Annotated in this window: 22 protein-coding genes and 1 tRNA gene; 6 read left to right on the forward strand and 17 right to left on the reverse strand. The window is 49.9% G+C overall.

Annotation, left to right across the window (positions count from 1 at the left end; translation table 11 throughout):
- The 5 genes from AAH187_RS05430 to AAH187_RS05450 form a co-directional block, all read right to left on the reverse strand.
- Positions 1 to 629 (reverse strand): hypothetical protein (locus AAH187_RS05430; RefSeq protein WP_342347420.1); only part of this gene is annotated, 629 nt, incomplete at its 3' end.
- Between the two features lie 495 nt (positions 630 to 1,124).
- Positions 1,125 to 1,433, reverse strand: coding sequence for a Rieske (2Fe-2S) protein (locus AAH187_RS05435; protein WP_342347421.1), 309 nt, complete (start codon positions 1,431 to 1,433; stop codon positions 1,125 to 1,127).
- A 32-nt stretch (positions 1,434 to 1,465) separates the two neighbouring features.
- The gene (locus AAH187_RS05440; protein ID WP_342347422.1) at positions 1,466 to 2,362 is read right to left on the reverse strand and encodes an Mrp/NBP35 family ATP-binding protein; all 897 of its coding nucleotides are present in this window, start codon (positions 2,360 to 2,362) and stop codon (positions 1,466 to 1,468) included.
- A 205-nt stretch (positions 2,363 to 2,567) separates the two neighbouring features.
- Positions 2,568 to 2,771 carry a hypothetical protein gene (locus AAH187_RS05445; protein ID WP_342347423.1) on the reverse strand — a complete coding sequence of 68 codons (204 nt, stop codon included), beginning with the start codon at positions 2,769 to 2,771 and terminating at the stop codon, positions 2,568 to 2,570.
- Between the two features lie 264 nt (positions 2,772 to 3,035).
- Positions 3,036 to 4,415 carry a sigma 54-interacting transcriptional regulator gene (locus AAH187_RS05450; protein ID WP_342347424.1) on the reverse strand — a complete coding sequence of 460 codons (1,380 nt, stop codon included), beginning with the start codon at positions 4,413 to 4,415 and terminating at the stop codon, positions 3,036 to 3,038.
- A gap of 337 nt (positions 4,416 to 4,752) precedes the next feature.
- Here AAH187_RS05450 and lgt point away from each other — a divergent pair, with 337 nt between their 5' ends.
- The gene (gene lgt / locus AAH187_RS05455) at positions 4,753 to 5,571 is read left to right on the forward strand and encodes a prolipoprotein diacylglyceryl transferase (protein ID WP_342347425.1); all 819 of its coding nucleotides are present in this window, start codon (positions 4,753 to 4,755) and stop codon (positions 5,569 to 5,571) included.
- Positions 5,572 to 5,640: 69 nt separating this feature from the next.
- Here lgt and AAH187_RS05460 read toward each other — a convergent pair whose 3' ends face one another.
- The 10 genes from AAH187_RS05460 to rplI all read right to left on the reverse strand — a co-directional run bounded on the left by AAH187_RS05460 (position 5,641) and on the right by rplI (position 17,761).
- Positions 5,641 to 6,093: a tetratricopeptide repeat protein gene (locus tag AAH187_RS05460; RefSeq protein ID WP_342347426.1), complete on the reverse strand. Its 453-nt coding sequence runs from the start codon at positions 6,091 to 6,093 to the stop codon at positions 5,641 to 5,643.
- Between the two features lie 11 nt (positions 6,094 to 6,104).
- Positions 6,105 to 9,572 (reverse strand): UvrD-helicase domain-containing protein, encoded by a 3,468-nt coding sequence (locus tag AAH187_RS05465; protein ID WP_342347427.1) that lies wholly within the window; start codon positions 9,570 to 9,572, stop codon positions 6,105 to 6,107.
- The gene (locus AAH187_RS05470; protein WP_342347428.1) at positions 9,565 to 12,819 is read right to left on the reverse strand and encodes a PD-(D/E)XK nuclease family protein; all 3,255 of its coding nucleotides are present in this window, start codon (positions 12,817 to 12,819) and stop codon (positions 9,565 to 9,567) included. The genes AAH187_RS05465 and AAH187_RS05470 overlap by 8 nt, the downstream gene beginning before the upstream one ends.
- A 54-nt stretch (positions 12,820 to 12,873) precedes the next feature.
- Positions 12,874 to 13,050, reverse strand: coding sequence for a hypothetical protein (locus AAH187_RS05475; protein ID WP_342347429.1), 177 nt, complete (start codon positions 13,048 to 13,050; stop codon positions 12,874 to 12,876).
- Between the two features lie 77 nt (positions 13,051 to 13,127).
- Complete coding sequence (locus AAH187_RS05480; protein ID WP_342347430.1) at positions 13,128 to 13,412, reverse strand: thioredoxin family protein; 285 nt, start codon at positions 13,410 to 13,412, stop codon at positions 13,128 to 13,130.
- A gap of 139 nt (positions 13,413 to 13,551) precedes the next feature.
- Positions 13,552 to 14,229: a response regulator transcription factor gene (locus tag AAH187_RS05485; protein WP_342347431.1), complete on the reverse strand. Its 678-nt coding sequence runs from the start codon at positions 14,227 to 14,229 to the stop codon at positions 13,552 to 13,554.
- The gene (locus AAH187_RS05490; RefSeq protein ID WP_342347432.1) at positions 14,213 to 15,349 is read right to left on the reverse strand and encodes a sensor histidine kinase; all 1,137 of its coding nucleotides are present in this window, start codon (positions 15,347 to 15,349) and stop codon (positions 14,213 to 14,215) included. The genes AAH187_RS05485 and AAH187_RS05490 overlap by 17 nt, the downstream gene beginning before the upstream one ends.
- Positions 15,350 to 15,475: 126 nt before the next feature.
- Positions 15,476 to 15,940: a transcriptional regulator NrdR gene (nrdR, locus tag AAH187_RS05495; RefSeq protein ID WP_342347433.1), complete on the reverse strand. Its 465-nt coding sequence runs from the start codon at positions 15,938 to 15,940 to the stop codon at positions 15,476 to 15,478.
- 45 nt (positions 15,941 to 15,985) lie between these two features.
- Complete coding sequence (gene glyA / locus AAH187_RS05500; protein ID WP_342347434.1) at positions 15,986 to 17,248, reverse strand: serine hydroxymethyltransferase; 1,263 nt, start codon at positions 17,246 to 17,248, stop codon at positions 15,986 to 15,988.
- A gap of 3 nt (positions 17,249 to 17,251) precedes the next feature.
- Positions 17,252 to 17,761, reverse strand: a complete 510-nt coding sequence (rplI, locus tag AAH187_RS05505) for a 50S ribosomal protein L9 (RefSeq protein ID WP_342347435.1) — start codon at positions 17,759 to 17,761, stop codon at positions 17,252 to 17,254.
- A gap of 342 nt (positions 17,762 to 18,103) precedes the next feature.
- Here rplI and AAH187_RS05510 point away from each other — a divergent pair, with 342 nt between their 5' ends.
- The 3 genes from AAH187_RS05510 to AAH187_RS05520 all read left to right on the forward strand — a co-directional run bounded on the left by AAH187_RS05510 (position 18,104) and on the right by AAH187_RS05520 (position 20,362).
- Entirely contained in the window at positions 18,104 to 18,613 is a 510-nt protein-coding gene (locus AAH187_RS05510) for a hypothetical protein (RefSeq protein WP_342347436.1), read from the forward strand.
- Between the two features lie 5 nt (positions 18,614 to 18,618).
- Complete coding sequence (locus AAH187_RS05515; RefSeq protein WP_342347437.1) at positions 18,619 to 20,130, forward strand: hypothetical protein; 1,512 nt, start codon at positions 18,619 to 18,621, stop codon at positions 20,128 to 20,130.
- Between the two features lie 145 nt (positions 20,131 to 20,275).
- Positions 20,276 to 20,362, forward strand: a tRNA-Leu gene (locus AAH187_RS05520).
- 429 nt (positions 20,363 to 20,791) lie between these two features.
- Here the strand turns inward: AAH187_RS05520 and AAH187_RS05525 are convergent.
- Positions 20,792 to 21,835: a hypothetical protein gene (locus AAH187_RS05525; protein ID WP_342347438.1), complete on the reverse strand. Its 1,044-nt coding sequence runs from the start codon at positions 21,833 to 21,835 to the stop codon at positions 20,792 to 20,794.
- Between the two features lie 630 nt (positions 21,836 to 22,465).
- On the opposite strand from AAH187_RS05525, the gene AAH187_RS05530 reads away from it, so the two are divergent.
- Together AAH187_RS05530 and AAH187_RS05535 are read left to right on the forward strand one after the other, a co-directional pair.
- Entirely contained in the window at positions 22,466 to 22,750 is a 285-nt protein-coding gene (locus tag AAH187_RS05530; protein ID WP_342347439.1) for a hypothetical protein, read from the forward strand.
- A gap of 304 nt (positions 22,751 to 23,054) precedes the next feature.
- Complete coding sequence (locus AAH187_RS05535) at positions 23,055 to 23,234, forward strand: hypothetical protein (protein WP_342347440.1); 180 nt, start codon at positions 23,055 to 23,057, stop codon at positions 23,232 to 23,234.
- Between the two features lie 197 nt (positions 23,235 to 23,431).
- Here the strand turns inward: AAH187_RS05535 and AAH187_RS05540 are convergent.
- Positions 23,432 to 23,871, reverse strand: a 440-nt coding sequence (locus tag AAH187_RS05540; RefSeq protein WP_342347441.1) for a hypothetical protein, incomplete at its 5' end; no start/stop codon positions are given.

Below are 23,871 nucleotides of genomic sequence, written 5' to 3' on the forward strand. Positions count from 1 at the left end.
TCCTCGTAAGGAAAATGCTCAAAGTACCGCTCACCGAGAACCGGCTGTAAGCGGTTGAATAAATCCTGGTCCACCTCCGAGAGCGTCAATGCCACTCGTTCCGGTACGTTAATGGTCACGGATATGTCTTTGAGTTGGGGTTTGCCTTCCGCATTGGGCAGCAGAAGTGAAATGGATTCTGATCGTTGGCTGGCAGGTAATAATTCAATGGATTGCACCCTCTCCTGCAACCCCTCTATTGTTCCGGCCTTCCAAGCCAGATGAATCTTCTGAAAGAGCTTGCTCCCTGTCACTTCCGTTCCATCCGGAAAACGGTGATGCGGATTGACCAGGACATAGGCCCGTTCCGTAATCTGCCAATCAATGGCCAATCGGCTCCGAAGCTTCAAGTCTTCGTCTAAATCCAGAAGCCCCTCAAACACGTGGCTCACAATATTGGTACTGGCTGAATCCGCATTCAAGATAGGATTGAGAATTTTGGCATCCCCGATGGACGCTTCAATGTAGGTCACGAGTCGATCGGGATTTCCGGCCGCCTGGTTTTCGTAGGTGGGAACCCAAAAATAGGATTGAACCAGAAAAATGACCAGGGTCAGCGGGATGAACAGCAAAAGGCGTTTAACAAACATAAAGGTCTGAATCAACCCAACACAGTGTAATGCCTCAATGTTATCAAGAACCCAAAGGGGATGCTATGCCTGATTGATCGTAATCCAAAATCATGCCGCCGGAAGGGAAATAGGCCCCCAAGAATTTAATACAGGGAAGGGGAAGAAGCACGAGATGGGACTAAAGACCAGACAGGAGGTTTATCTGTCCGATTGGATCTGACTCAGCCAGGAAGGTATGAGAAAAAATCGTATTGACCCATGAGGGAAATGTGACACATAACGAAGATGTGGTCGCATGAGACCCTTGATACGATCCGCAAGTCTCCCGCTATTTGAGATGTGCGGTAGCAGCCCAAGGCCACGCTGCTTGCTCTCGCGTGAATGTGATCCGGTAGGCCGTCAAATCATTGGATTACGTGAGGTACCCGCGCCTCCTCACACTCATTAAGAAAAAATGCTCTTCGCACACACCAACCCGCTACAATGCCACAGCAGGATAATTTTTCCCCAGGCCTAGGACAGATCTACTTTGACTTCACCATCTTCTAAGACGGTCGGGTAGGATCTCACATGACTGGACGGATTATTGAGACAATGTCCGGTTTTTACATTGTACTCCCACCCGTGCCAGGGGCAGGTCACCGTCTCCCCTTCGACATCACCTTCGCCTAAAGGACCGCCTCGATGGAGACAGGTATTATCGATGACATGAAAGGCTCCATCCACTTTAAAGACGGCCAAACATTTTTCACCGGCTTCCACCACCATTCCTTTTCCCTCTTCAACTTCCTCTATTTTCGCGATACGCACTAACTCCGACATAGGTCCTCCTCAATACCAAAGAGCCTGTCCCCTTAAGATTTCTTCAAGGGATCTGTAATTTTTTTGAGTAAACTGGATAGAGAGGGCGCAGCATCGCCGTTTCCTTTTTCCGCATTATCGATATTTGCTGTAAGGGTTTTTGCAATCTGAAGAAACGCCTGAGCTTGGGGGGACGAGGGATCATTGCTCACAATCGGGGTGCCTTTGTCTCCTCCCTCCCGTATGGCCGGATCAATCGGAATACGTCCCAAAAAGGGAATCTCAAATTTCTGAGCCGCACGTTCCCCACCGCCTGTCGAAAAAATTTCCGTCCGTTCGTGACAATGCCCACACACAAAATAACTCATATTTTCAATCACGCCGAGCAACGGAACATTAACTTTTTTGAACATCGTCATGCCTTTTCTCACATCCTGTAGAGCCACTTCTTGCGGAGTGGTCACGGTAATCGCTCCGGTCAACGGTACTAATTGCGACAACGTCAACGGCACATCTCCCGTGCCAGGCGGTAAATCGATCAATAAGTAATCGAGTTCCCCCCATACCACATCACGAAAAAATTGCTGGATCGCCGAATGAACCATGGGTCCCCGCCACACGACAGGCGTGTCCTCCGGAACGAAAAATCCCATGGAAATGACTTTGACTCCCTGACCCTCGGCAGGCAGGATTTTCTCCCCTTCCTTACCCGGCTCCTTTGTCACGCCGATCATCAGGGGAATATTCGGTCCATAAATATCGGCATCCATCAACCCTACCGCGTAGCCTTGCTGCTTCAGCGCGACCGCCAAATTCACGGTGACCGTGGATTTTCCCACGCCGCCTTTGCCACTGCTCACGGCAATGATGTGTTTCACGCCCGGCAATGGATTGCCTTCAGGTTGATTAGGTGGGGTCGCGGGACCAGCCGGGTTTTGTTCAGCAGCCATTCGATATTCTCCTTATGTCACAGACACTCATAAAAAAAATTCACATATGCGACGCTTTTTATCGTTCTCTCTGCTCGCCACACTATTAGACCATGAATGAAAGAGAACCCGAAACCCTCAAGGACTCAAGAGGATTTCGGGTCTCTCATCACACATGCACAATTGGCAATAGGGGTACGAACAGAAGTACGAAGGGCAGAAACACCTACCCGAGTTGCGTGGCAAACTTTTTACGTGATCGCCCGATGAGGGGTTCATGATGATGCCGGCGATTTTCAGAAATCACGGGATCCAGGATTTCACCACAGGTAATACACCGCCAACCCGAAAAATACATGGCCCCGGATTCATCAGCTACATCACCAAACTTATCTTGAATCATTATTCCCTGACAACGTGGACAATCCATATGAAGCACTCCTTCTCACTGCAAAAAGAATAATAAAATCAATGCGTATCTGAATTAGTTATAAAAGCAATCCATATGCCGTAATACATTCCGCACAAGCACCTGATAAATAAAGAATTTTTATATTTAAAACTTTCCTTGCGTTTCAAAATGAAACCAATAAAATTCAATTGCGTGAATTTTAAATGTACAAAGCATTGAAAATATAACATTTTAATACAAATGGTACAAGCAGGTAACAACGTAGTCCAAAATGAAACTCTTCTAGGTTGCCTGAGTTATTCCAAATTGTTTGACCTTCCGCCACAAGGTCGAACGACCAATCCCTAACTGCTGAGACGCTTCTTTCAGCCGCCAACCTGACTTTTCCAACGCCCGGCAAATGGCTTGTCGTTCCAAAGCCTCAAGTGTTTCGGAATCAGTCCATTCCCGATGTTCCCAACAATACCGATGGAGGTCGGCGGGAAGATGCTCAAATTGAATCGTATCCTCTTCACAACACACAAAGGCATGCTCAATCATATTTTGCAATTCCCTGATGTTGCCGGGAAACGGGTACTGACTGAGAGCCGTCAAACATTGCGGAGACAAGCTAACAATATGCTTGCCCATTTCACGGTTGAATTTTTCGAGAAGGTGATTCACGAGCAGGGGAATATCTCCCGTTCGCTCGCGAAGTGGGGGCAGCACAACTGGAATCACCCGTATACGAAAATACAAATCCTCCCGAAACCGTCCTTGCTGAACGGCTTCTTCCAGATTCCGGTTCGTGGCCGCGACCACCCTCACATCCACTGTAACCGTGTCATTTGATCCAACCCGTTCAAACTGTCCCCGCTCAAGAACGCCCAACAATTTCACTTGGGTGGCGACACTCATTTCCCCGATTTCATCAAGGAAGATCGTCCCACCATTGGCAATCTCAAACCGGCCCGGTTTATCAAAATATGCATTGGTAAACGCCCCTTTGACATGACCGAATATTTCACTCTCCAGAATTCCCTCAGAGAGACTTGAGCAATTCACCACCACAAAGGGGGCATGCTTTCTCGGGCTATGGCCATGTAAGGCACAGGCAATTAATTCCTTGCCCGTCCCGCTTTCTCCGGTGATGAGGACGGAGGATTTCGACGCGGCAATGATTGGCAATTTCGCCATAATGTCCTGCATGCGAGGACATCGACCCACCATATTATCCAGCTTGGTCTGCTCTCCCAGCCGATGCTTGAGCTGCGAGACCTCTTCTACCTTGGCACTTAACTCACGAACCAGCGAGATATCTCTAATGACTTCGATTAACCCGATCAGCTTTCCTTCCTTATCCAATAAAAAGTCGGTATTGATGCTCACCGGAATATGGACGCCATCCCGACGACGAACCACCGCCTCAAAATTCGACACCCGCTCTCCCTGAAGAGCCCGCTCCAGGACACATTCTTTGGTCGAGCAGATATTGCTTTGGATCAGCACATCACAGGCTAAGAGTGTCCCCGCCGCATCAACATTGTACCCCAGCATTTTTTGCATCGCCCGGTTCAAAAAGGTCACACGTTTCTGCAGGTCAATCGTAATCACCCCGTCACTAATGCAATCCAGAATGATTTCTGCACCATTCGAACGAGACGATGATCCCATTTCAGCCATGACGTCCATGCCTCTCGTCAAGATAAAGACTTCCGGTTACAGCCAACACGCTTTTCTTTCATCTGCATTTTATGGTAGGTAGATGTCGTGAGATCTTCCGAACAACTGACCAGACCCGTCTCCTGTTAGTGTAAGGCAACCCTATTCTGCTCCACAAACCCTTGCCGGTAGCCATTTTGTCACTTTCCAAGAAGAACGATGTTCTACAGACTGGCTTACCCCGGATGAAGAACGCGGCACGCCGTCTTCCCATTTATCTACTAAATGCGGAATCACCTTTCTATGGAGCACTCACATCCTCCAGGCACCTCTGTCGTGAGGTAAGGCACGTTCCCGGATGATGGCCCTCGACCCTGCCTTCCTGTTGGCTGACCTTGCGAGGCTCCCCTACCCGGACATTGATCCGGTCTTTTTTCGTATCGGACCCCTGGCACTTCGATGGTATGGCCTCATGTACCTCCTGGGATTGGCAGGGGCCTATTGGCTCATCAAGTCCAGAGCCGCCACAAGGAATGTCTCTCTCCCACCACAACAATTATCCGATCTTATTGTCTATGCGGCCTTTGGCGTCTTTCTCGGAGGGCGATTGGGATATGTGCTGTTTTATAACTTCCCATTTTATCTTGACCATCCCCTCAAAATTTTTGCGGTATGGGAAGGGGGCATGTCATTTCACGGTGGGCTGATCGGAACCTGTATCGCTATCTGGATCTTTTGCAAAACCCGCGGGTTTCCTGTTTGGCCCATCGCCGACCTGGCAGCAGGAGCAGCTCCAATTGGATTGGGGTTTGGACGGATGGGGAATTTTATCAACGGAGAATTATTCGGGCGGTCGACCGACGTCGAATGGTGCATGGTGTTCCCGTATGGCGGCCCGGAATGCCGACACCCCTCGCAACTCTATGAAGCAGGCTTGGAAGGCGTGACACTCTTTGTCATACTTATGGTACTCAATCGCTGGCCAACGCCACCGGGAACCATGTTTTGGACCTTCATCTGCGGATATGGTGTCGCTCGGTTTTTTGTCGAATTTTTCCGTGAACCGGACAGTCATTTAGGGTTTATCTTCCAGTGGATCACCATGGGGCAGTTACTCTGCATTCCGATGATTGCGCTCGGCGTGTTCATGATTGTCCGGGGCTATAAACGGGCATAACCTTCCTTCCCATATCTTCTCCCCTTTCACGCGTTCTTTTCAGATTCCGAGAACACCCCAATAAGCAGGTTAAAATCCCCCACCGCCACCTCCTCCGGGACTTGCGCCTCCACCGAATCCTGGCATCACCGGGGCCGAGGTGCCTTGCGTAGGTGCATCGGGAACATTGCCATACCGCCGAAGAGGTGGAGAATTCCAAATCACTTTATTGCCGGGAGCAAGGTTGGCCGCCTCAATGAAATGTTTCTTCGCTCCGGCTTGATTACCCATTTTGTCCATGGACAACCCTAGATTATAGTGCGCTTCGGCCAGATCGGCTTGTTGTTCAACGGCCAACTGGAATTGTTGTCGTGCCGATTCCCACTGGCCTTCTTCAAAGAAACGCTTGCCTTCGGTCATGAACTGCAACACTTGGGCATCGACATTTGGGGGAGGGGCCAAGGCTGTCAACGGCACTGGTTTGTCAGACGCACACCCTCCTGCCGTCATCATGACGAGATAAACCCCAAGGTACAGCTTCATCCTCCAATTCCTCATCGCTCCCTCCTTATCTCCTGTTGTTTATTCTGATACATATTTTCATCGACTCCCACATCCACCGTGACTACTTCACCGGGACGAATAAAAAAGAGTTTACACCCTTTGACCACAGGACCCAAGCATTGGCTTGCGGCTCGAGCATAGGCAAGCGCTTGTTCCCGGTAGGTCTCCGCTCGCTGCGCCAAAGTGCGAGAGGATACGTGATCCGTTTTATAATCGCCAACCCACACGTCTCCATTGATTTCATAGACCACATCCATCACTCCCTCCATCACGCAGGTCCGTGGCAGGGAAGGCTCATGTTGCCCAACAGGCCATGGCACCGCAAATGGAACCTCCCGACCCAGGATGTTCGACTGCTGTATTTCCAAATATGCCGGTGAAACGAGCCATTGATCAAACAACGCTTCCAGTTCTCCAATCACCTCATCCTTGTCTTCCCCCGGCTCGCCCGGGAGCTGACGTTCACAAAAAGCGACAAGAGCACTCCGAACCATCCCCGGCTCAATCTGGAAATCCCATCGTTGAAGGACCTGATGCATTAACGTTCCGAGACGCTGACTGGTTCCACGGGAAATCTGCCCTCTCTCTCCCCGATCATGGGCCGATCTCACCTGATGCAACATCGAGGGATTGAGGTAGGCCTCCGCCTGATTGTTCTGCTGCCATCTCATTTCACGCGCGTCCCACTGTGCTGTCGAGATCACCACCTCACTGCTACCTTCAGTTCCAGCAGAATGTGCCTGTGAAGCCTTCAAATATTGCAATATTGCGGGCGTGACGACCGTGTGAGGTATGGAAACCCCTCCCACACGCGCCACACTCAGCCCTGTATCGCCAAACTCTCCTTCAGCAATCTCCTGAATAAGACTCAAAAGGCTCTCCCCACCCCGCTTCGCCAGGATGCCACCTGATAAGATTAATCGCTCTCGGGCTCTGGTCATTCCCACATACAGCACCCGCCGCTGTTCAGCGGCTTCTCGAATCCGTTGCTTTTCCCACAGGGGAATCTGGCCCGTGTTCCACACAGGCGGCAACGTACAGCCATACAAGCCGCTAATCCAGTCATATGAAATATGTGCCCCACGATCCAGGCCTGTCGCCTTTTGATGTAACCCGGGCAACATCACCACAGGAAATTCTAGTCCTTTGGCCTTATGAATCGTTAACACACGGACTGCGTCTAACGTCTCTTCGGCCAAAGGGGCCTCAGATTCTGGAGGATGGGTCATGAGGGCTTCGACCAGTCGTTCCACCCAGGCAGAAAAGGATAAATAAGGCATGGCCGCCTGTTCACTCATGAGGTCACGAAGCTTCCAGACATTCACAACCGCCTGCTCACCATGGCTCGAGGCCGCGGCCAATTCCACGAGTGGGAGTTGTAAAAACAGGTGATCAAGCAATTCCGGAATAGGGAGTCGATTGGCCTGGGCATGGAGCCAGTCCAGCCGTTGAAAAAGACCCTGAGTGACTGACTGTTTTGAATTCGTCCATTCATTCAGTCTCTGAGCCTGCCTGATATCCAACGGTCCAAGTTTCATCACATCCATAATCTCTTGATCCGTCAGCCCGCCTAACGAAGACCGGAGAATACCCACAAGGGCCAGGGCATCAGTGGGATCATCCAGGACGCGAAGCACATTCACCACATCAATCACTTCCTGACGCCGGTAAAAATGCCGCTCACCATCGGCCATGCAAGGAATGTTGTGGCGCTGCAGCGCTTCAAGATACATCTGCGCATTGGTAAATTTCCTTAACAACACCGCGATATGCCCTGGACGCAAGGAGGTTCTTCCTCCCTTTTCCATGATCCACTGTCTTCCCGGCACCAATTGTTCTTCAATCCACCCGGCCAGCCATTCGGCTTCCACCCGTGTGGCCTGATCAGCATCCCATTCGTCTTCCCCTTGAGGATTAGCCATCACACAGATCTCCATTCCTGTCGAGCCGGAACCGGCGTCCCGCATCCGTCCAACCGCCAGGGGGACGTTGGGGGGTTGCACATTGGCTTGGGGAATGAACAACCGGTCGAACACGGCATTGACGGCTTCAAGAATGGCCCCGTCACTACGAAAATTGGTCAGAAGCGTACACACGATCCCTCCATCATGCGTCACTTTCTCCACGACCTGATCGAATGCCTCGATATCCGCTCGCCGAAAGGCATAGATCGATTGTTTGGGATCGCCCACAATAAACAGCTTTCCCGGCATAAGTTGGATATCCCGCCAATACTGCCCGTACACATTGGGACGCTCCCCCAAATACAGCAAAATTTCATATTGAACCGGATCAGTGTCCTGAAACTCATCGACCATAATGGCCGCATAGGTCCCCTTCAACTGTTCCCGGACCATGGGATGATCACGGAGGAGATCTCTGACCCGGATCAAGAGCCCATCAAATCGAATCCATCCCTTCTCCGAAAAAACCTGCCTAACCCTTGCCGCAAATGGCCCAAGCAGATGAATGACCTTACTCAATAGGGCCTCATTGACCTGCATCAGCTGTTGCGCAGCTTGGATCGCCCGCCTGGCATCTTGAAAATCCGATGCATTCCACTCTCCCGGTGCCTTGCCAATTGTGGAGCCAAGCAAAACTTTCTCGGCATCCGACAAGTGGAAGTCCGTTGGTGGCTCCACCTGCCCCACCCAATCAAACACGCGTTCAGCGAGAGATAAGAGCTTCTCAATTTTTCGAGGTTTGGCTCGATCATATTGTGCGAGCAATGATCGGACCTGATGCTGTTTAGTCTGTAGCCACAGCTGAAAGGCCGCAGGGGATCCTTCAGAAACAACTTGCCGTTCCAACTCAGGAATAGAAATCTGATCCTGACAGAGCGCAAAGGCAAAGGATCGAATCTCTTTCAGACTCATGTGATTCAGCAAGTCCTGCCACCGGGCATGCGCGGAACCGTTGGCCCCTAATTCCTGTTCCAACCAGGCATCCCACGCATCTTGAAATGTCTTCAGAAATTGAGTCCCTTCATCCTCGTGGAAATGAGGATCGACCCGGGCTTCTAAGGGATACAGGCGAAGGATATGGGCGGCAAAACTATGGAGCGTGGCGATTTGCGATTTTTCCAGATCACTCAAGGCCACGTGAATTTTTCCCCTCACATGTGCCGTGGAGACATGATAGCGTTGCTTGAATTCCTCCAGGCCTGCTCCACCTGACCCCATACTTCCGGCTTCCGTCTCACAATCGGCCAGCAACCCATGCAACCGGTCGCGGAGCCGCGCTTTCATTTCATTGGCAGCTTTATTCGTAAAGGTCAGCGCCAGCATGTCGGTCAAGCGTAAAGGGTGCGGCTCCCTCAGAAGCGCATGAATCAGTCGATTGACCAACAGTGTGGTTTTCCCTGTCCCGGCTCCGGCCAGCACGACCACATTGCGATCAAACGTGGTTTCCGCCATGAGGCGGGCATCGGCATCGGGAAGGAGGTCGAGTTTATCCATGGGTGGCGCGTTGCTTTCGCCCCTGCCGAAATTCTTTCGCCAATGGAATACCGTAAGCCCTCACCCACGAAGGATGATGCTGGGACCGACAGGCCACAGACCACGAGCAGTCACGACAGTAGGACCCAGGTAGCACAAAGAACTGTCCGGCGCGTATGCTCTCGATCCAACGACGAATGGTCCTCAACAATTGGTCACCAGTCGGCGTGTCCCAGATTGAACTGGGAAACGAGGAGAAGGTCAGAGGTTCAGAATTTAATGGACGAATAAACCGGAATTCGACAGAATGAATCGCAGAATGTGTCAACACGCTCTCTTTCGAATTCACTCCAAAATGGCCAGCCAGTCTCAAGGAAGACATCAACGAATATAACGGTGGCTGTAGCCGTCGACCCTGCAGAGCCTCGTTGACGAGGTCGGGGTCGTCTGTTCGAGTCGTCAAGCCACCCGAAAACTTATAATCCACGATACGAGTCCTGGAGCCATCGGACTGTTGGTCCACGCGATCCACTCGTCCATGGATCTTAAGCAAGGACGAACTTTCCGGCATCTCGCTTACAATCTCTCCCTCGGCGCTTACTTCAAAATCCAGTGGAGCCATCGCCTGATCGGCATACTCCTGTTGATCATGTTCGATCATCTCGAACACCACTGGACCTAATAGCGTTTTCATTCTCTCCCACAGGACCAGATACCCTTTTCCATAGTACTTCGCATACTCATCGGAAACCTGTTCAATGGTCGAGGTGATCAATGAAGAAAGATGTACGGGCTCTATGGGTGAGACCGGCCATCCCTGATCGATGAGATATTGATAGACCTGTCGAAGTATGGCATGCCCCAACTCTCCCCAAACCCGACTTGGGATGTCCCGCGAAAGGGGCTCTCGAACATTCCGTGTACGCAGAACATGCTCCATCCAATACCGGAAGGGACATTGGGCGTACCGTTCCAACGCTGTTGGTGATAATCCCCGAGACAAAAGATCCTGCCAATGATCCCCCTCGACAGACATGATCCCATCAAATAAGCCTCCGCCCGATGATGTACTTTCAAGAACAGACACCGCCTTGAGTCCTTGGCGAAGCACGTTCCACCAGAACGATGGTTCCAAGGAATCGGTTTGAATCGCCCGGCCCTGAAGCAGATGTCGCAGGCGGGTTTCCTGTCCGGTCTCTTCACCCGGAGAAAAGTAGGGAATCCTCCCGCGCTCGGCCACACGCAACGGCACGCTGATCTCCGACTCAGAACAGCCCGGTCTATCTCTCATCAATTCCGTTAGGAGAGAAGACGGCAACAGAGGACGCCCCTTATGGTCCGCACGTTGATAGACGAGATACACCCGGTCACGAGCTGAGTGTCGAAGCAACGCAAACAACAGCGCCTCTTCATCAAACCCGTGCATTTTTTCATCAATTTTATACCCAAGACTTTCCGCCAACACTCTTCGATCACGGTCACGTAAAAATGCATCCTCCCGAACCACACGTGGAAAGACCTGATCATTCATTCCGAGAATAAACACGGTTCTAAAGGCATGCCCTCGCGCCGCCATGGCATCGAACACCTGCACCCCCAAAGGGCTTTGTCCCGGTATAGGCCTTCTCATCGCTTCCAGGGCTCCTCGAAACACTTCCACCCATGCCCCCCAGGTCACCTGAGTACCGACCAGATCCAGTTGCTTTAGCTGCGTCATGACCTGTTCAAATCCTTGTGCAAGACTTGTCAGATGAGCCTGATCCGGCACTTCCATTTGAGAAGACGTCTCTTCTTGAAGCAAGGAAAGATGCGTGTTCACGAGTGATTCAAACGCGAGAGTCAATTTGCCAATAGAGCCGGATTCCGGAAGAGCCTGGCAATCGGCGATCAGGCGGCCCACGACGGCAGCGCACTCTTGTAATGCGGCAGTTGCCTCCTCCAGCGGGATTCCGATCTTGCGCTGCCAGTCACCAATCGCTTCCGGATCATTCGCGACGACGGCAAGACGTTCCCAATCTTCCCTCCCTCGCACAAGACGCCAATGGCGAATGGCCTGGCTCCAGATTTGTTTTTGTTCATGGGTGAAACAGCCCTTGACCGACAGTCTGCGATAATATGGGGATGCCACGACATCCAGCAGTGCCTGCCACGGATACTGTTCCTCCCTCAGGCCGGCAAGCTGCCACCACACTTTGGCAACCGGTTCTTCCAACAGGGGTAGGGTCGCGGTGGTGTAAAATGGAATTCGATGCTCCTCAAACACCCGACGCAGAAATGGCCCATACGGATCGAGAGTTCTGGCCACCACCCCAATTTCACGAAACGTATGTCCTGTCGTTTCCACCGCATGAAGAATGGCTTTGCAGGTAAAAACCAGCTCCCCTTGTCCCCCAATCACATTCACCACCTGGACTGACGGAGAAGTTACGGACTGGTTCAGGGATTTGAATGGTTCGTGGCTCACCTGAAGAGGATAGTGCACCACTCCAGCTTTTAGCAGATGTCGATCGACGAATCGTTGAGCAAACTGATAGGCAGGATGATCAGTCAGGGGAAAGAATATCTTTACAGAACCGGTGATACGAGCCACTTCCTCCAAGAAAGAAAGTTGTACTTGGGTGATGTCGTAAAAACCGTAGTAGATGACCGTCGAAAGTCTGGCGAGAAACGGCGAGTCCGCCACCCACGAAATCACTGAATTAGCTAGATCTTCAGGCAATCCCACCCCTAACTGCCGACTCAAAAGCCCGAGAGCCTCTTGAATCCCCAGTAATCCCCGTAAGCGATTGACCGCGACCTCATCGAACAGCCCTTCCTCCACGGCTCGGAGGGTCACGCTTGGTTCCACTTGCGCTTCCAGTAAATCCCGCAGGCTCCGCCATACCGCCTGTCTGAGTCCGGAAGAGGCTTCGAGATCCGCAAAGGGTCCGACCGTTTGCCCACCCTTTCCCAAAAGCTCCGCGAGAAGATATTCATAGAAAAAATCGCCGACGAGTTCAAACGAGGTACCCCCTGCCTCCGGCGGACTCATTGCCACTCGCTCCGCGTGAAGATGGAGGGCGAACTGATGGAATGTCAAAACCTGCAGATCAAAGAGCGCACAGGAATAATCAGCGCACAATACCCACTGAAGCCTCCTTCGCAATGCTTCTGAAGGCACAAGAACGGCGATGGGGGCTCGGGAATCGGCAGACTTGATCTGCTGGACCGTTTCGACAAGAGCTGATTCGAGGTAAGGAGAGAATGGGCCGCTGACGAGGGTAAACATCCGGACTTTTATGTTCGATCGGATGGGAAGCTATAAGACCGATCCTGCAGCTTCCTAACCGGTTTCCGGTCCTATGAGTTCACCATTACAATCAGGGCAACTCCAATCCCCGTCAATCAGGGACATGGGATCACCACAGAAAGAACATTCCGGAGGAGGACCGGAAGAAACCATAGGAAAAACAGGCAACTCAATATCTAATTCGGGTTCGTCTTCATCCTGATCGTGCATAATGATTTTCCTTTTCCCTGGACCTTCTCTTTTCAGGGAGTTGCGTGGAGACCTATCCTAGAAATAAAGCCCTCAAGTTATTCATCCGTCTCATCTTTCTTAGGTTTTGGCTTGGCCTTCGCTTGCAGGGCTTTTTCAGCACTCTCCCGTGGCGGAACACCGATAAAAATCAACCGTCCATTAATCAGCGTCGCGGGCGTCGCACGAATGGAATGCCGTTCCGCGAGTTCCATGCCGGCCTCCGACGAAATTTCAATTTCGCGGTAACTAAAGCTATATTTGACCCGCATACCTTTCCAGAGCGATTTCGCGCTAGGACAGGCTGCGCAGGACTTGGACACCAACAAGGTCACATTCGCCATTGTGTTCACTCCTCCTTAATAAACTCACCAATAGCGTCATGTTAGCACTGACGAAAATAGGCGGGCAAGGTAAAAACCAGAAACCGAAATTCACTCGCTACGGGAAGGCACTACAGAAATACACCCATGCTCAAGATATTTATATTTTCCGAGGCTCGAGTTCGATGATCCCTTTGCGAATGGCTAGGATGGCTGCTTGGGTTCGATCAAACACATGAAGTTTATGGAAGATATTGCGAACATGATTTTTGACCGTTTTTTCGCTGAGATCCAGGACGTTGGCAATTTCCTTATTCGTTTTACCATCCGCCACTAATTGCAACACGGTAATCTCACGATCCGTGAGATCATGCTCAAGAATTCCACGCTTCTTACCCTTGCCTTCTGACAGCAAAGAAAACTCGACAAGAATCTTACTGGCGACCGATGGGTGAATGAGGGACTCTCCACGCGCAATGGTCCGAATGGCCGCCACGATTTGCGCCGAATCGCTATCTTTGAGTAAATACCCCGTGGCCCCGGCTCGCACCAGATCAAAAATGTATTGCTGTTCTTCGTACATCGTGAGGGCCACCACCCCGATGTGAGGAAATTCACGTTTAATAATACGCGTGGCTTCAACCCCGGTCATACCGGGCATACTGACATCCATGAGAATCACATCCGGCATGAGTAGTCGGGTTTGTTCGACGGCCTCTCCGCCATCCTTCGCTTCCCCCACGACCTGGATGTCGTCCTTAGTTTCCAGAATTGCACATAACCCTTCACGCACCACCCGATGGTCATCAACGATGAGGACTTTAGTTGTTTTTGGCATAAGGCACCTTTTCCTTTAATACCAGAGGAATGAAAATTTCAACATTCGTGCCGGTGCCGGGTTTCGACACCCACTGCACGTTTCCGCCTAACATTCGCGCACGCTCCATCATACTTCTGACTCCGAAATGGTCCCATTTTTCAGGATTCTGTCCTTCCGCCTTGACGTCAAATCCCTGCCCATTATCGGAGACGAGCGCTTTCAAGACATCTTCCTTGAGCTCCACTTTCACAATCACCTTCGTGGCTCCGGCATGCTTAGCCACATTGCTTAATGCCTCCTGGACCATGCGAAAGACAAAGACTTTCGCCTTCGGATCAAGTTGGGATTCATTCCCACTCCCTTCAAACTCAGTCCGTATCCGATGCTCCCTTTCATAGGCCTTCAGATAATTTGACAATGCGGGAATAAACGCCAAATGATCATACTGCCCCGGCCGAAGATTATAGACCACCTCCCTGGCTTCCTGAATGGCATGTTTCAATTGCACGGTTGTCTGATTGAGCATCGTCAAACACTTGGGAGGATCCTCCGCTACCAATTCACGGACACGCTCCATCTTCAGGCTCACTCCCACGAGAGTTTGCACCAGACCATCATGGATCTCACAGGCAATTCTGGTTCGCTCCTCATCCACGGCCCCTTCGGCTTCCTCCTTGACATACAAACGAAAAAGAGATTGATAACGGGTGAGGGTATGTTCGATTTCAGCAGAAGCCCGTATACGCGCTTCAATCAATTGCCACATAAACTTGGCACTCGCGCCACCCACCATCGCTAAGTGGGGGGCATGTGACTCAAGCAGGGTCTTCTCCACATCGGGATCACCTGTCACGTCAATCACCAGATCCACATCTTTAATTTTGAGCAAATCTTGATAGCGGCGCAGAACAGGAATTCCTATTTTTTTTGCAAGACGGACACCCATGGTGTGTGGACGAATTTCACTCAACCCTACCACCGTGACCAAGGGATCTTCCGCAAAAATTTCCATAAGCGCAGTACCTCCATGCCCCCCACCAATAATCGCCACCCGGCTGGAGGTCACTTTTGACTTTGATCGCCTGGGACTACTTTTGGTGATACGTGGGGAACGGGGAGAGGGTTTGGGGGATGGCATAGATACCCACTTTCATGATCGGGAACAGGTTGGAGATCTCTCCTAGGAGAAGATCCCTACCCTTGTCACGTTATGATGCGGACGAAACGGGGGGACTCGCAATCGGCCACACACAATGAAAATGCCTCAGGATAACCTGGTGTCTTGTGTTAGGGCCCGGATTGTATCCATAAATTGATCAATGTCTTTAAATTCCCGGTACACCGAGGCAAACCGAACATACGCTACAGGATCCAATTCTTTTAAAGCCCGCATCACTTCTTCTCCGACTGTCCGGCTTGGGACTTCCGTTTCTCCAAGGTCCTGAATGCGTTTTTCAATCCGATCAACGGCCGCACCTAATGCTCCAATACTGACCGGCCGTTTTTCGCAGGCCTTTTTCAGCCCTGCCAAAATCTTCGCCCGGTCAAACGGCTCACGCCGATTGTCTTTTTTGACGACCATCGGAAGATTTTCTTCGATTCGTTCGTAGGTGGTGAATCGCCGTTTACAGCCCAAACATTCGCGACGGCGCCTGATCACTTCTCCTTCACGTGCGGTACGCGAATCAATGACCTTATCTTCTAACTGGTCGCAAAAAGGACATTTCACGAATGAGCAGCCCTTACCTTAAGGATGGAAGGCAGTGGAGGAAGGTTAGTATGGATGAAAGATCGGAAATCGTGAGCACAGGTCCTTAACATCACGCAGAATCCGTTTATGAACAGACGCTTCCTGAGAATGCTGGATGACCTCATCCATCAATGAGAGAATCTGCTCCATCTCGGGTTTCTGCATGCCACGAGTCGAAACCGTCGGCGTGCCAATTCGAATGCCGCTTGCCACAGCCGGTGGTTTTTCATCAAACGGCACAGCATTTTTATTGACCACAATTCCAGAGGCATTTAATGCGGCTTCCGCCTCTTTCCCTGTCACGCCTTTGGGAGTCAGATTCAAGAGAAACAAATGATTTTCGGTCCCACCAGACACGACCCGATATCCCCGCTTCAAAAAGCCCTCAGCCAGTTCCCTGGCATTCGACAGCACTTGCTGCTGATAGGTTTTAAACCCAGGAGAAAGGGCTTCTTTAAAAGCTACCGCTTTGGCTGCAATGACATGCATGAGGGGCCCACCCTGCGTTCCAGGGAACACCATTTTATCGACGGCTTTGGCATGTTCTTCCTTGCACATAATCATGCCTGAACGTGGACCACGCAATGTTTTATGGGTCGTCGTGGTGACAAAGTCGGCGTAGGGAATCGGGCTGGGATGCAACCCGACCGCAATCAAACCCGCAATATGGGCAATATCAACGAGGAGATAGGCACCAATAGATTTCGCTATCGCCTGAAAACGAGGGAAGTCAATAATTTTGGAATACGCACTGGCGCCCACCACAATCATACGAGGGCGGACTTCCTGAGCCTGTCGCTCAACGACATCATAATTGATTTCCTCAGTTTCCCGATCGACTCCATAAGAAAACGCCTGAAACAGTTTTCCTGAAAAACTCACACGGCTGCCGTGGGTGAGATGTCCGCCATGGGCCAGATCCATTCCCAGAATCGTGTCTCCTGTTTTTAAGACCGAAAGGTAAGCAGCCATATTGGCTTGGGAACCAGAGTGGGGCTGGACATTCACATGTTCACAACCAAAAATTTCCTTGGCTCTCGCAATGGCCAAATCCTCGACTGTATCCACATGTTGGCATCCCCCGTAATATCGCCTACCGGAATAGCCCTCGGCGTATTTGTTGGTCATCAAACAGCCTTGGGCACCCAGGACCGCAGGACTCGCGTAATTTTCTGACGCGATAAGAACTAAGTTTTCCCGCTGCCGTTTTTCTTCAGCCCGTATAGCCGCATACACCTCATAATCAGTGTCACGGATCGCTTTAAGTGTCCCGACGGAATGTCTCATCGCTTACTCAGCGACCGATTCATCGGCCTGATCTTTAGCTATTTCATCTTCAGAGGTAGCCTCTTCTGATGTTTTTTTCACAAGCGTCACATTGATCTTGGGAACCACATCACGATGAAGCTTTATGGCAACCGAAAAAGTTCCCAACTCCCTTAGAGGCTGTGGCAAGTGAATTTTCTTTCGGTCCACCTCCACGCCCTGAGCAGCCAATCGTTCGGCCACATCCTTGGATGTCACAGATCCGAACAGCTTGTCGTCTTTTCCGGTTTGCACTTCAAACGTCAGGGAGATTTTTGACAGATTCTTCCCTGACTCGCCTAAAGACTCCAGTTCTTTTTTGGCTTTTTGGTCGATCTGCCGTTTGACATGCTGCAACAGTTTAACCTGTCGCTCTTCAGCCACGACGGCTTTTTTTCTCGGGAGTAAATAGTTTCGTGCATACCCTTTTGCCACCGTCAACACGTCTCCCAAATACCCCAAACCTTCAACATTTTCCTGCAAAATAACCTTCATAAAACACGTCTCCTTAGCCTAGCGAATAAGAGAAGCATCTTAAGACTGGGTGTAGAAAAAGTCAATGTAATTGCTGAAGATATCATGAGACTAAGCTTCTCCTTCATATTGGAGATCAGCATCCAGACTTGATCATGATTACCAGACAATTCCATAGGTAATTTCGAAACTTCCCATTTGAAAATATGCTATGCTTTCCCTGACCTATTACATGTTAACACTTAAGCATTAACATTATAAATAAAGGCGTAGCCCTAGAGACCATCGACACATCATGCCACGGTTAACGATCAAATTGTTTCCCCATATCTGCCATGCTCTGTGGCTCGGAATAGTGATATTATGAACTACTTCAACCCTCGTCGGTTTCAAACCAACAGTCTTTTCAATTTTCTCTTTATTACCCTATTGGCCCTTAGCCTTTTAGCCCTTCCTCGGCTAGCTAGTGCCGAGGAAGGGCTGAAGGAAGAAGAAGGACCCGCACTCCAACCATTCTCTGACCTCAACCTTCGCTTTTCCAATCGCCCACTCACCCCGCCTGACTCACTCATTATCCAAACCATTCCGCTCACCGGGCTATCTGTCGCCAGACCCTTTGTCGCTCCGAACCCACAAGCGGTGATTTTTGAGGATGATCACCGGCAACGGGTCGCCGTCCTCTCGACCGATAGCTCCGGAACACTCATACTCTATTTACTTGAGAATCTCCCTCTTGATCCCAAGCTACCTGCCCTGTTTGAATGTGCACACAATCGAGACTGTGAGGGTGATCGAACGCCTCTCACCGGAGGATTGGGTTGTCTCGCCCTCTGTATCAAGGAATTTCTGGAACTGTCAGCACTCAATCAATAATTCTTATGAAACTCTACGATCTTCTCACTCTGGGCACATCCCAACTTAACAGCGAACGGGAAGTCGCCATGAGCCGGGGGTTAGACGCGCCCCTGGAAATTTCCCAAGCCCGACACCTTCGCACCGTCGGATCCCTTCATCTCTATAGCTGTGAGGTTCCGCCGGGAACCACATTCCTGCCTGACATCCCGGTGACATTGTTGCCAGGCAACGATATGGAACCCACCGAAGGCTATCTCCTGGGATGGCAAAATGAATCGGTCATCCTCCAAACTTTCGATCACGTCGGCCAAACCCTCAACCAGTGCACCCTGATTCCCGACACATCGGGGTTCCTCGAAACCGGGGCCGCACGGTTGTCCGACATGGCCAGCAAACCTGACTCCTTTACACTCGGACCTGCCGAACGGTTAGTGCCCTGGCTGGACCCTGAACCGCTCTCTAATCAAACGGCAGCAAGAGACAGCATCCCAACCACCGTGCTGACGACTATCTGGGGAGAGACGCGACAAACACGATGGACAAAGCTGACGACATTAATCGTCGACCAGGTTCGCAAAAACAAGCGGATCCTCTTGGTCGCTCCTGATCATCACACAGTCGATGAGCTAACGGGTGCGGTAGCCTACGCTTTAAAAATGGCGGCCCTGCCCTACCGAAGCTTGCTCTGCCGCTATGAATTACCCCTCCTAACAAATGCGGCAGGGATGCTACTCCAGGAATTTGGCTTTGAAGCACAGATGGCCCATTTTTTTTCCAAGGCCAACGCCAAAAAAATCTCGTTGCGAAAAAAATATGACCGGTTCAGGGAACTGACTCCAATTCTGGCCTACAAACGGGACAAGCAAAAAGATCTGAACGAAGTAAAATTGCTCGAATGGCGATTACTCACACAGCTCAGTGACTGGCAAGGGAAAGTCAAAAATATCGACAAAATTCTCGGCGACTATGAGGCGCTTCCCATTTGGAAACGGATGGGTATGCAGGTGGCGGGCAAGAACATCGACACGTTGGCCGAATACCGGGTGATTTACCGAGGGAAAATGGCTGAACTCATGAAAGAAGTCGAAGTAGCCCAAAGACGAATTAAAGAATTGATTCCCGAAGCCACCGTTCCCAAAGACCTGCGACCGGAATACGATGAATTAAAGGAAGAAATCAAACGATTGGGCGGCACCAAAAAAATTCGGGAAATGCTGTCCGCTGGGGAAGGGACCAACCGGCAAGCTTTTGCACAAAACAAACGTATCCTGACCTGCACACCGGGCCGAATCCTCACCGACCCACTCTTTCGAAAAGTTCCCTATGATTTATTGATCATTGATGATGCCCCACGCATCCCCGCTTCTCTCTTACTTGCTGCCACCGGGACCATTCGTGAACGAATCATTCTCAGTGGCGACACCTCTGACCTGTTACCGGGAGAAGATGGCGTTCCAGATTCTCCTGGCCGCTGGCCACAAGCCTTTCTGAAAACCCTTCTGGGGCCTTCGACGCAACCCACCACCGTTGGGTAACTTCACGGAAAACGGCCTCAAGCCTCTAAAGCTAATGCGTCTTTCGGGAAGAATGCCTCCGGGGGGATGAATACAAGAGAACCTCAACAACAGAACAACGACAACTTGACCGCATTTCTATAAATGATGATAATCGCACTCACGTGCCGAAGTGGCGGAACTGGCAGACGCACTAGATTCAGGGTCTAGCGCCCTCCGGGGTGTGCGGGTTCAAATCCCGCCTTCGGCACCATCCCCTTTACTTTAAATTATCTGGCCATCTCTTTCTCGTTCACCGACAATCAAATAATTTCAAACATTTCCTTCACTCCTACCTAACTTTTAGCCCTACCTACGAAGTGAATCCTTTTCCATCGAGAGATGAGGATACCCAGGTGGACAGACAGAGACTTACCTCCTAATGATTCACTGAGGTTTGGATTAGATGTACCTTATCATTACCAACAGGGAGAAATGGGTATCTTAAAAATCCCACGTAATGGAATTTTGTCTTGCTTACAATCCGATTCAAAAAGCTTGGCGTTTTTTGAATTCAATGCTTGAGGAGGTCCCATATTAACCTTGTCGACGAGGCCCGTTCGAGGCTTGGGTTAGCCAGGCAATGGCCAGAGAAATTACCATTACCAGAATAGAATAAAAGGGTGCGGTGGCTTGCAGGTCATCAATCAACAATTGATAGACTTAACGTTATATTTCGTTTTGTCCCTCCACCATTAGGAGTTTTCTTTTCCATCAATATCCGATGCAGGGTGGGAGCAAGCCCAAATTCTTTGGTAATTTTCTGAGAGGGAAAAATGGCGAGGGAATCTGAAGTCAGTGGCAAATCGACCCAACATTCCCCATTATGAATTTGTGTTGTAAGAATATCTCTCTCACTGGCCAAACCAGTGAGAAATTTTGAGCCATCGACATGTTCAACTCCAATAGTAAGCCTACCCTTTTCCAAAGGCTCTTTATGGCCTTTGCTGAACAAAGTGTTCAGACTGCAAACAAGGCTATTCATCCGCGGTATCAAAAGAGAGAACGCAAATACGTCACGAAGAATTTTCCTATTCAATGCCCCATTTGCCATTCCTTTGTAAGCGTCTATTTTTTGCCCAATTCGTGTCCATTTCCCAGAGGAATCCGAAAGAAGAGGAAAAATCAGTTCAAGTTCATTCGGACGGGGATATTTTAAAATTTCGATTTTTACCGTGTACGGCTGTTGAAAATTACTAACGGGCAAAGTACTTCTAAATACTTCCGACATCAGTTCCCAAGCTATTCTAAGCAAGCGGTCTGGATAACAAACTCTTTTTCCATTTTGCAAAAAATAATTAGGGATTGCTTGCATTGAGTCTTGGCCCGCGGCAGGAAAAATTTTCATTTTTCTGGCAATGTGCCCAATACTGCCTGGAGTAAAACGAAACATATCGCCCAGATCATCATTTTGTGGTACATGATTAAGAGCCGTGTTAAATAGATTTTCCTGCCAAGGCATTCTATAGTAGTGAGATTCCTCCGAACTGCTGTTTTGAAGGCCCAGAAACCCCTCCCAAATTTGAGAAATCCTCGGATCCCTTAAAATGATAGCTTTCAACCCCCTGTTAAATAACTTTCCTAAGGCACCCGGTTTTAAATCTTGAGGAAAAATCACAGCGATGCTTCGGTCTTCAGGGATTAAATCCTTGTTAAATAACGAGGAAGAGCGAGGATGAGTGGTCATTAGTCTCCTACGATAAAAATATTAAGCAAAAAGCCAAACTACCCGTACGGGAAAAAATGAGGGGCCAAGTGTTTAAATTATTTATGGGAGGCAACCCATCTATACGATGAAGTTTCTTTGTTTGGTGATTTGATATACCTTTTCATGCTTTCTAACATTTGACATCTCACACCTTTCACCAACCCAAAACATGAGACTCTGACTTGTTTTCTGATAAAATAGGAGGAAAGGGGAAACTGTAAATTCCACTGATGGGCTATTTATCTGTTATTATCCCAATTGCTTGTCAATCCAGGTCTGTTTTGAACTGAATTCAAGTCAGGTACTGGTAACAATATCTAGACAGCCTCTTTACTCAGGCTACTCTGCTAAAAGAAAAATTTTGTTACGATATCGGATACTGCGGCAGTGATCCTATTCGGTGGAGAGAATCACTCTGCTTCAGATCATCAAAAATGGATATTAATTGAAAAGGCAGCTTAAACTGGATGCGATAGGGGGGAGTAAGAATGGCAAAAAACTCCAAGTTCCAAATATATCCAATGATACTACTACCTTAATTGTGATCTCTATTTGTTAACCTCAAGCTTTTCTTGGATCTTGGAATATCGTTTAAAAGGAGGGTACACTATGAAAGTAAAAATACATTTGACTATGGTCTGCCTGGTTCTTTTCCCTGTATTGGCACTTGCCCAGGGAGGTGAAAACATGGGACCGAAGTGTCAGAAATTAGCGCATGAATTTTCAGAAGATCCAAACTCCCTCAACGAAATGGAACTCACGCAGTTACAGTTCTGTGTGACCCAAACCATTGAACGGCGCCATAAAACCAATCCTCCAGATCTGCTTAGAGGGACCATTATTGAGCCTCCCGTGTCTTCCAATGGCTCAGAGCCGAAATCCCCGGCTCCATAACAACCTCCAGATGTTCAATAATTCAGAAGACGCGCGTAATTCTTTTCGACGAGGGCATAAGAAATTCCCTATGTTACAAAGATAAAATTTCTACTTTCACCCCAACCACGCCATCACTTCCTTTCGTGCTGTCAGTTGCATGAATTCATTCGACATAGCTGGAGATCCTTTCCAGATAGGTATCGATATTCACCTCAATACACAGGGACCATGTAAAAACTTTTGATACGACTTTTGAGGAATGGTGCACACCTCTTCGCCCTCCTAATCTGGCAGATCACAAACAATAAACCGGGAGGCGGTCATGTGGATAGACGAAATGGATACCATTCAAACGTGGGTAAATGGGGAGGAAGTCATTCTCAAAAAAGCCGGACGAGAATATTCGTATCGGCCAGCCAATGAAACCGGCGATTGGTTAAAGGGCCTTCCGGAGGGGATGGTGTGGGCCGATGCTCAAACACTCTTTGACGACTCGCTGTAATACCTCCGCGCTTGGTTCGGCCAGGGGCCTTCATCCTACTTCCTCCGGGACAGTCAAACCGTCCTACCACCTCATCCGGCATCGCTCGTCCTTCGAAAGCTCTGTTGGCCTTGAATTGAATCTCGCGGGAATAGGCACGTGGATCCTTATTTCATGTCATTCGAAGCCATAGCTGTGGAGAGGTCATTCACCATTCTCTATTTCGCAGATGTCACGGGTTCAGATTGACCAAAACCGACCCTAATCCAAATGGGAATTAAGATGATCCCGACCAGCAAGAGTCCGGCAATCCACGCCTCGCGCCAGGGCATCCATTCAGGGGCGGGACTTCCAACCAGCCATGTCCCGATACCGGTGAGCAAACAAAAAATGGACAGTGCAGTGAGCCCCACCGCCAGTATCGCTCGCCAAAATCGCCGGGCACCATCTTGCTGCTCAAGCTGAACCCGTCGTTCGATTGGCCCCCAAAATCCCGGAGGACGCGCGCGTCGGTAAAAGTTCTCCAAGCGATCGAGATCTTCCGGTCCAGTAAACCAGGACACAGTTATCCCAATCACGGCCGCTCCTATACCCATAATCAACAACCGCAGTTCCTCCTGCTGTCCCGGAAGGGCCCACAATAACAGGGGCGCGATAA

The sequence above is a fragment of the uncultured Nitrospira sp. genome, assembly GCA_902500695.1.
Classification (GTDB): Bacteria; Nitrospirota; Nitrospiria; order Nitrospirales; family UBA8639; genus Nitrospira_E.

Bases quoted from the DNA above. Each gene is read 5' to 3' on its own strand.
- AAH187_RS05435 (WP_342347421.1), bottom strand. From the start codon at position 1,433: ATGTCGGAGTTAGTGCGTATCGCGAAAATAGAGGAAGTTGAAGAGGGA.
- AAH187_RS05440 (WP_342347422.1), bottom strand. From the start codon at position 2,362: ATGGCTGCTGAACAAAACCCGGCTGGTCCCGCGACCCCACCTAATCAA.
- AAH187_RS05445 (WP_342347423.1), bottom strand. From the start codon at position 2,771: ATGGATTGTCCACGTTGTCAGGGAATAATGATTCAAGATAAGTTTGGT.
- AAH187_RS05450 (WP_342347424.1), bottom strand. From the start codon at position 4,415: ATGGCTGAAATGGGATCATCGTCTCGTTCGAATGGTGCAGAAATCATT.
- lgt (WP_342347425.1), top strand. From the start codon at position 4,753: ATGATGGCCCTCGACCCTGCCTTCCTGTTGGCTGACCTTGCGAGGCTC.
- AAH187_RS05460 (WP_342347426.1), bottom strand. From the start codon at position 6,093: ATGAAGCTGTACCTTGGGGTTTATCTCGTCATGATGACGGCAGGAGGG.
- AAH187_RS05465 (WP_342347427.1), bottom strand. From the start codon at position 9,572: ATGGATAAACTCGACCTCCTTCCCGATGCCGATGCCCGCCTCATGGCG.
- AAH187_RS05470 (WP_342347428.1), bottom strand. From the start codon at position 12,819: ATGTTTACCCTCGTCAGCGGCCCATTCTCTCCTTACCTCGAATCAGCT.
- AAH187_RS05475 (WP_342347429.1), bottom strand. From the start codon at position 13,050: ATGCACGATCAGGATGAAGACGAACCCGAATTAGATATTGAGTTGCCT.
- AAH187_RS05480 (WP_342347430.1), bottom strand. From the start codon at position 13,412: ATGGCGAATGTGACCTTGTTGGTGTCCAAGTCCTGCGCAGCCTGTCCT.
- AAH187_RS05485 (WP_342347431.1), bottom strand. From the start codon at position 14,229: ATGCCAAAAACAACTAAAGTCCTCATCGTTGATGACCATCGGGTGGTG.
- AAH187_RS05490 (WP_342347432.1), bottom strand. From the start codon at position 15,349: ATGCCATCCCCCAAACCCTCTCCCCGTTCCCCACGTATCACCAAAAGT.
- glyA (WP_342347434.1), bottom strand. From the start codon at position 17,248: ATGAGACATTCCGTCGGGACACTTAAAGCGATCCGTGACACTGATTAT.
- rplI (WP_342347435.1), bottom strand. From the start codon at position 17,761: ATGAAGGTTATTTTGCAGGAAAATGTTGAAGGTTTGGGGTATTTGGGA.
- AAH187_RS05510 (WP_342347436.1), top strand. From the start codon at position 18,104: ATGAACTACTTCAACCCTCGTCGGTTTCAAACCAACAGTCTTTTCAAT.
- AAH187_RS05515 (WP_342347437.1), top strand. From the start codon at position 18,619: ATGAAACTCTACGATCTTCTCACTCTGGGCACATCCCAACTTAACAGC.
- AAH187_RS05525 (WP_342347438.1), bottom strand. From the start codon at position 21,835: ATGACCACTCATCCTCGCTCTTCCTCGTTATTTAACAAGGATTTAATC.
- AAH187_RS05530 (WP_342347439.1), top strand. From the start codon at position 22,466: ATGAAAGTAAAAATACATTTGACTATGGTCTGCCTGGTTCTTTTCCCT.
- AAH187_RS05535 (WP_342347440.1), top strand. From the start codon at position 23,055: ATGTGGATAGACGAAATGGATACCATTCAAACGTGGGTAAATGGGGAG.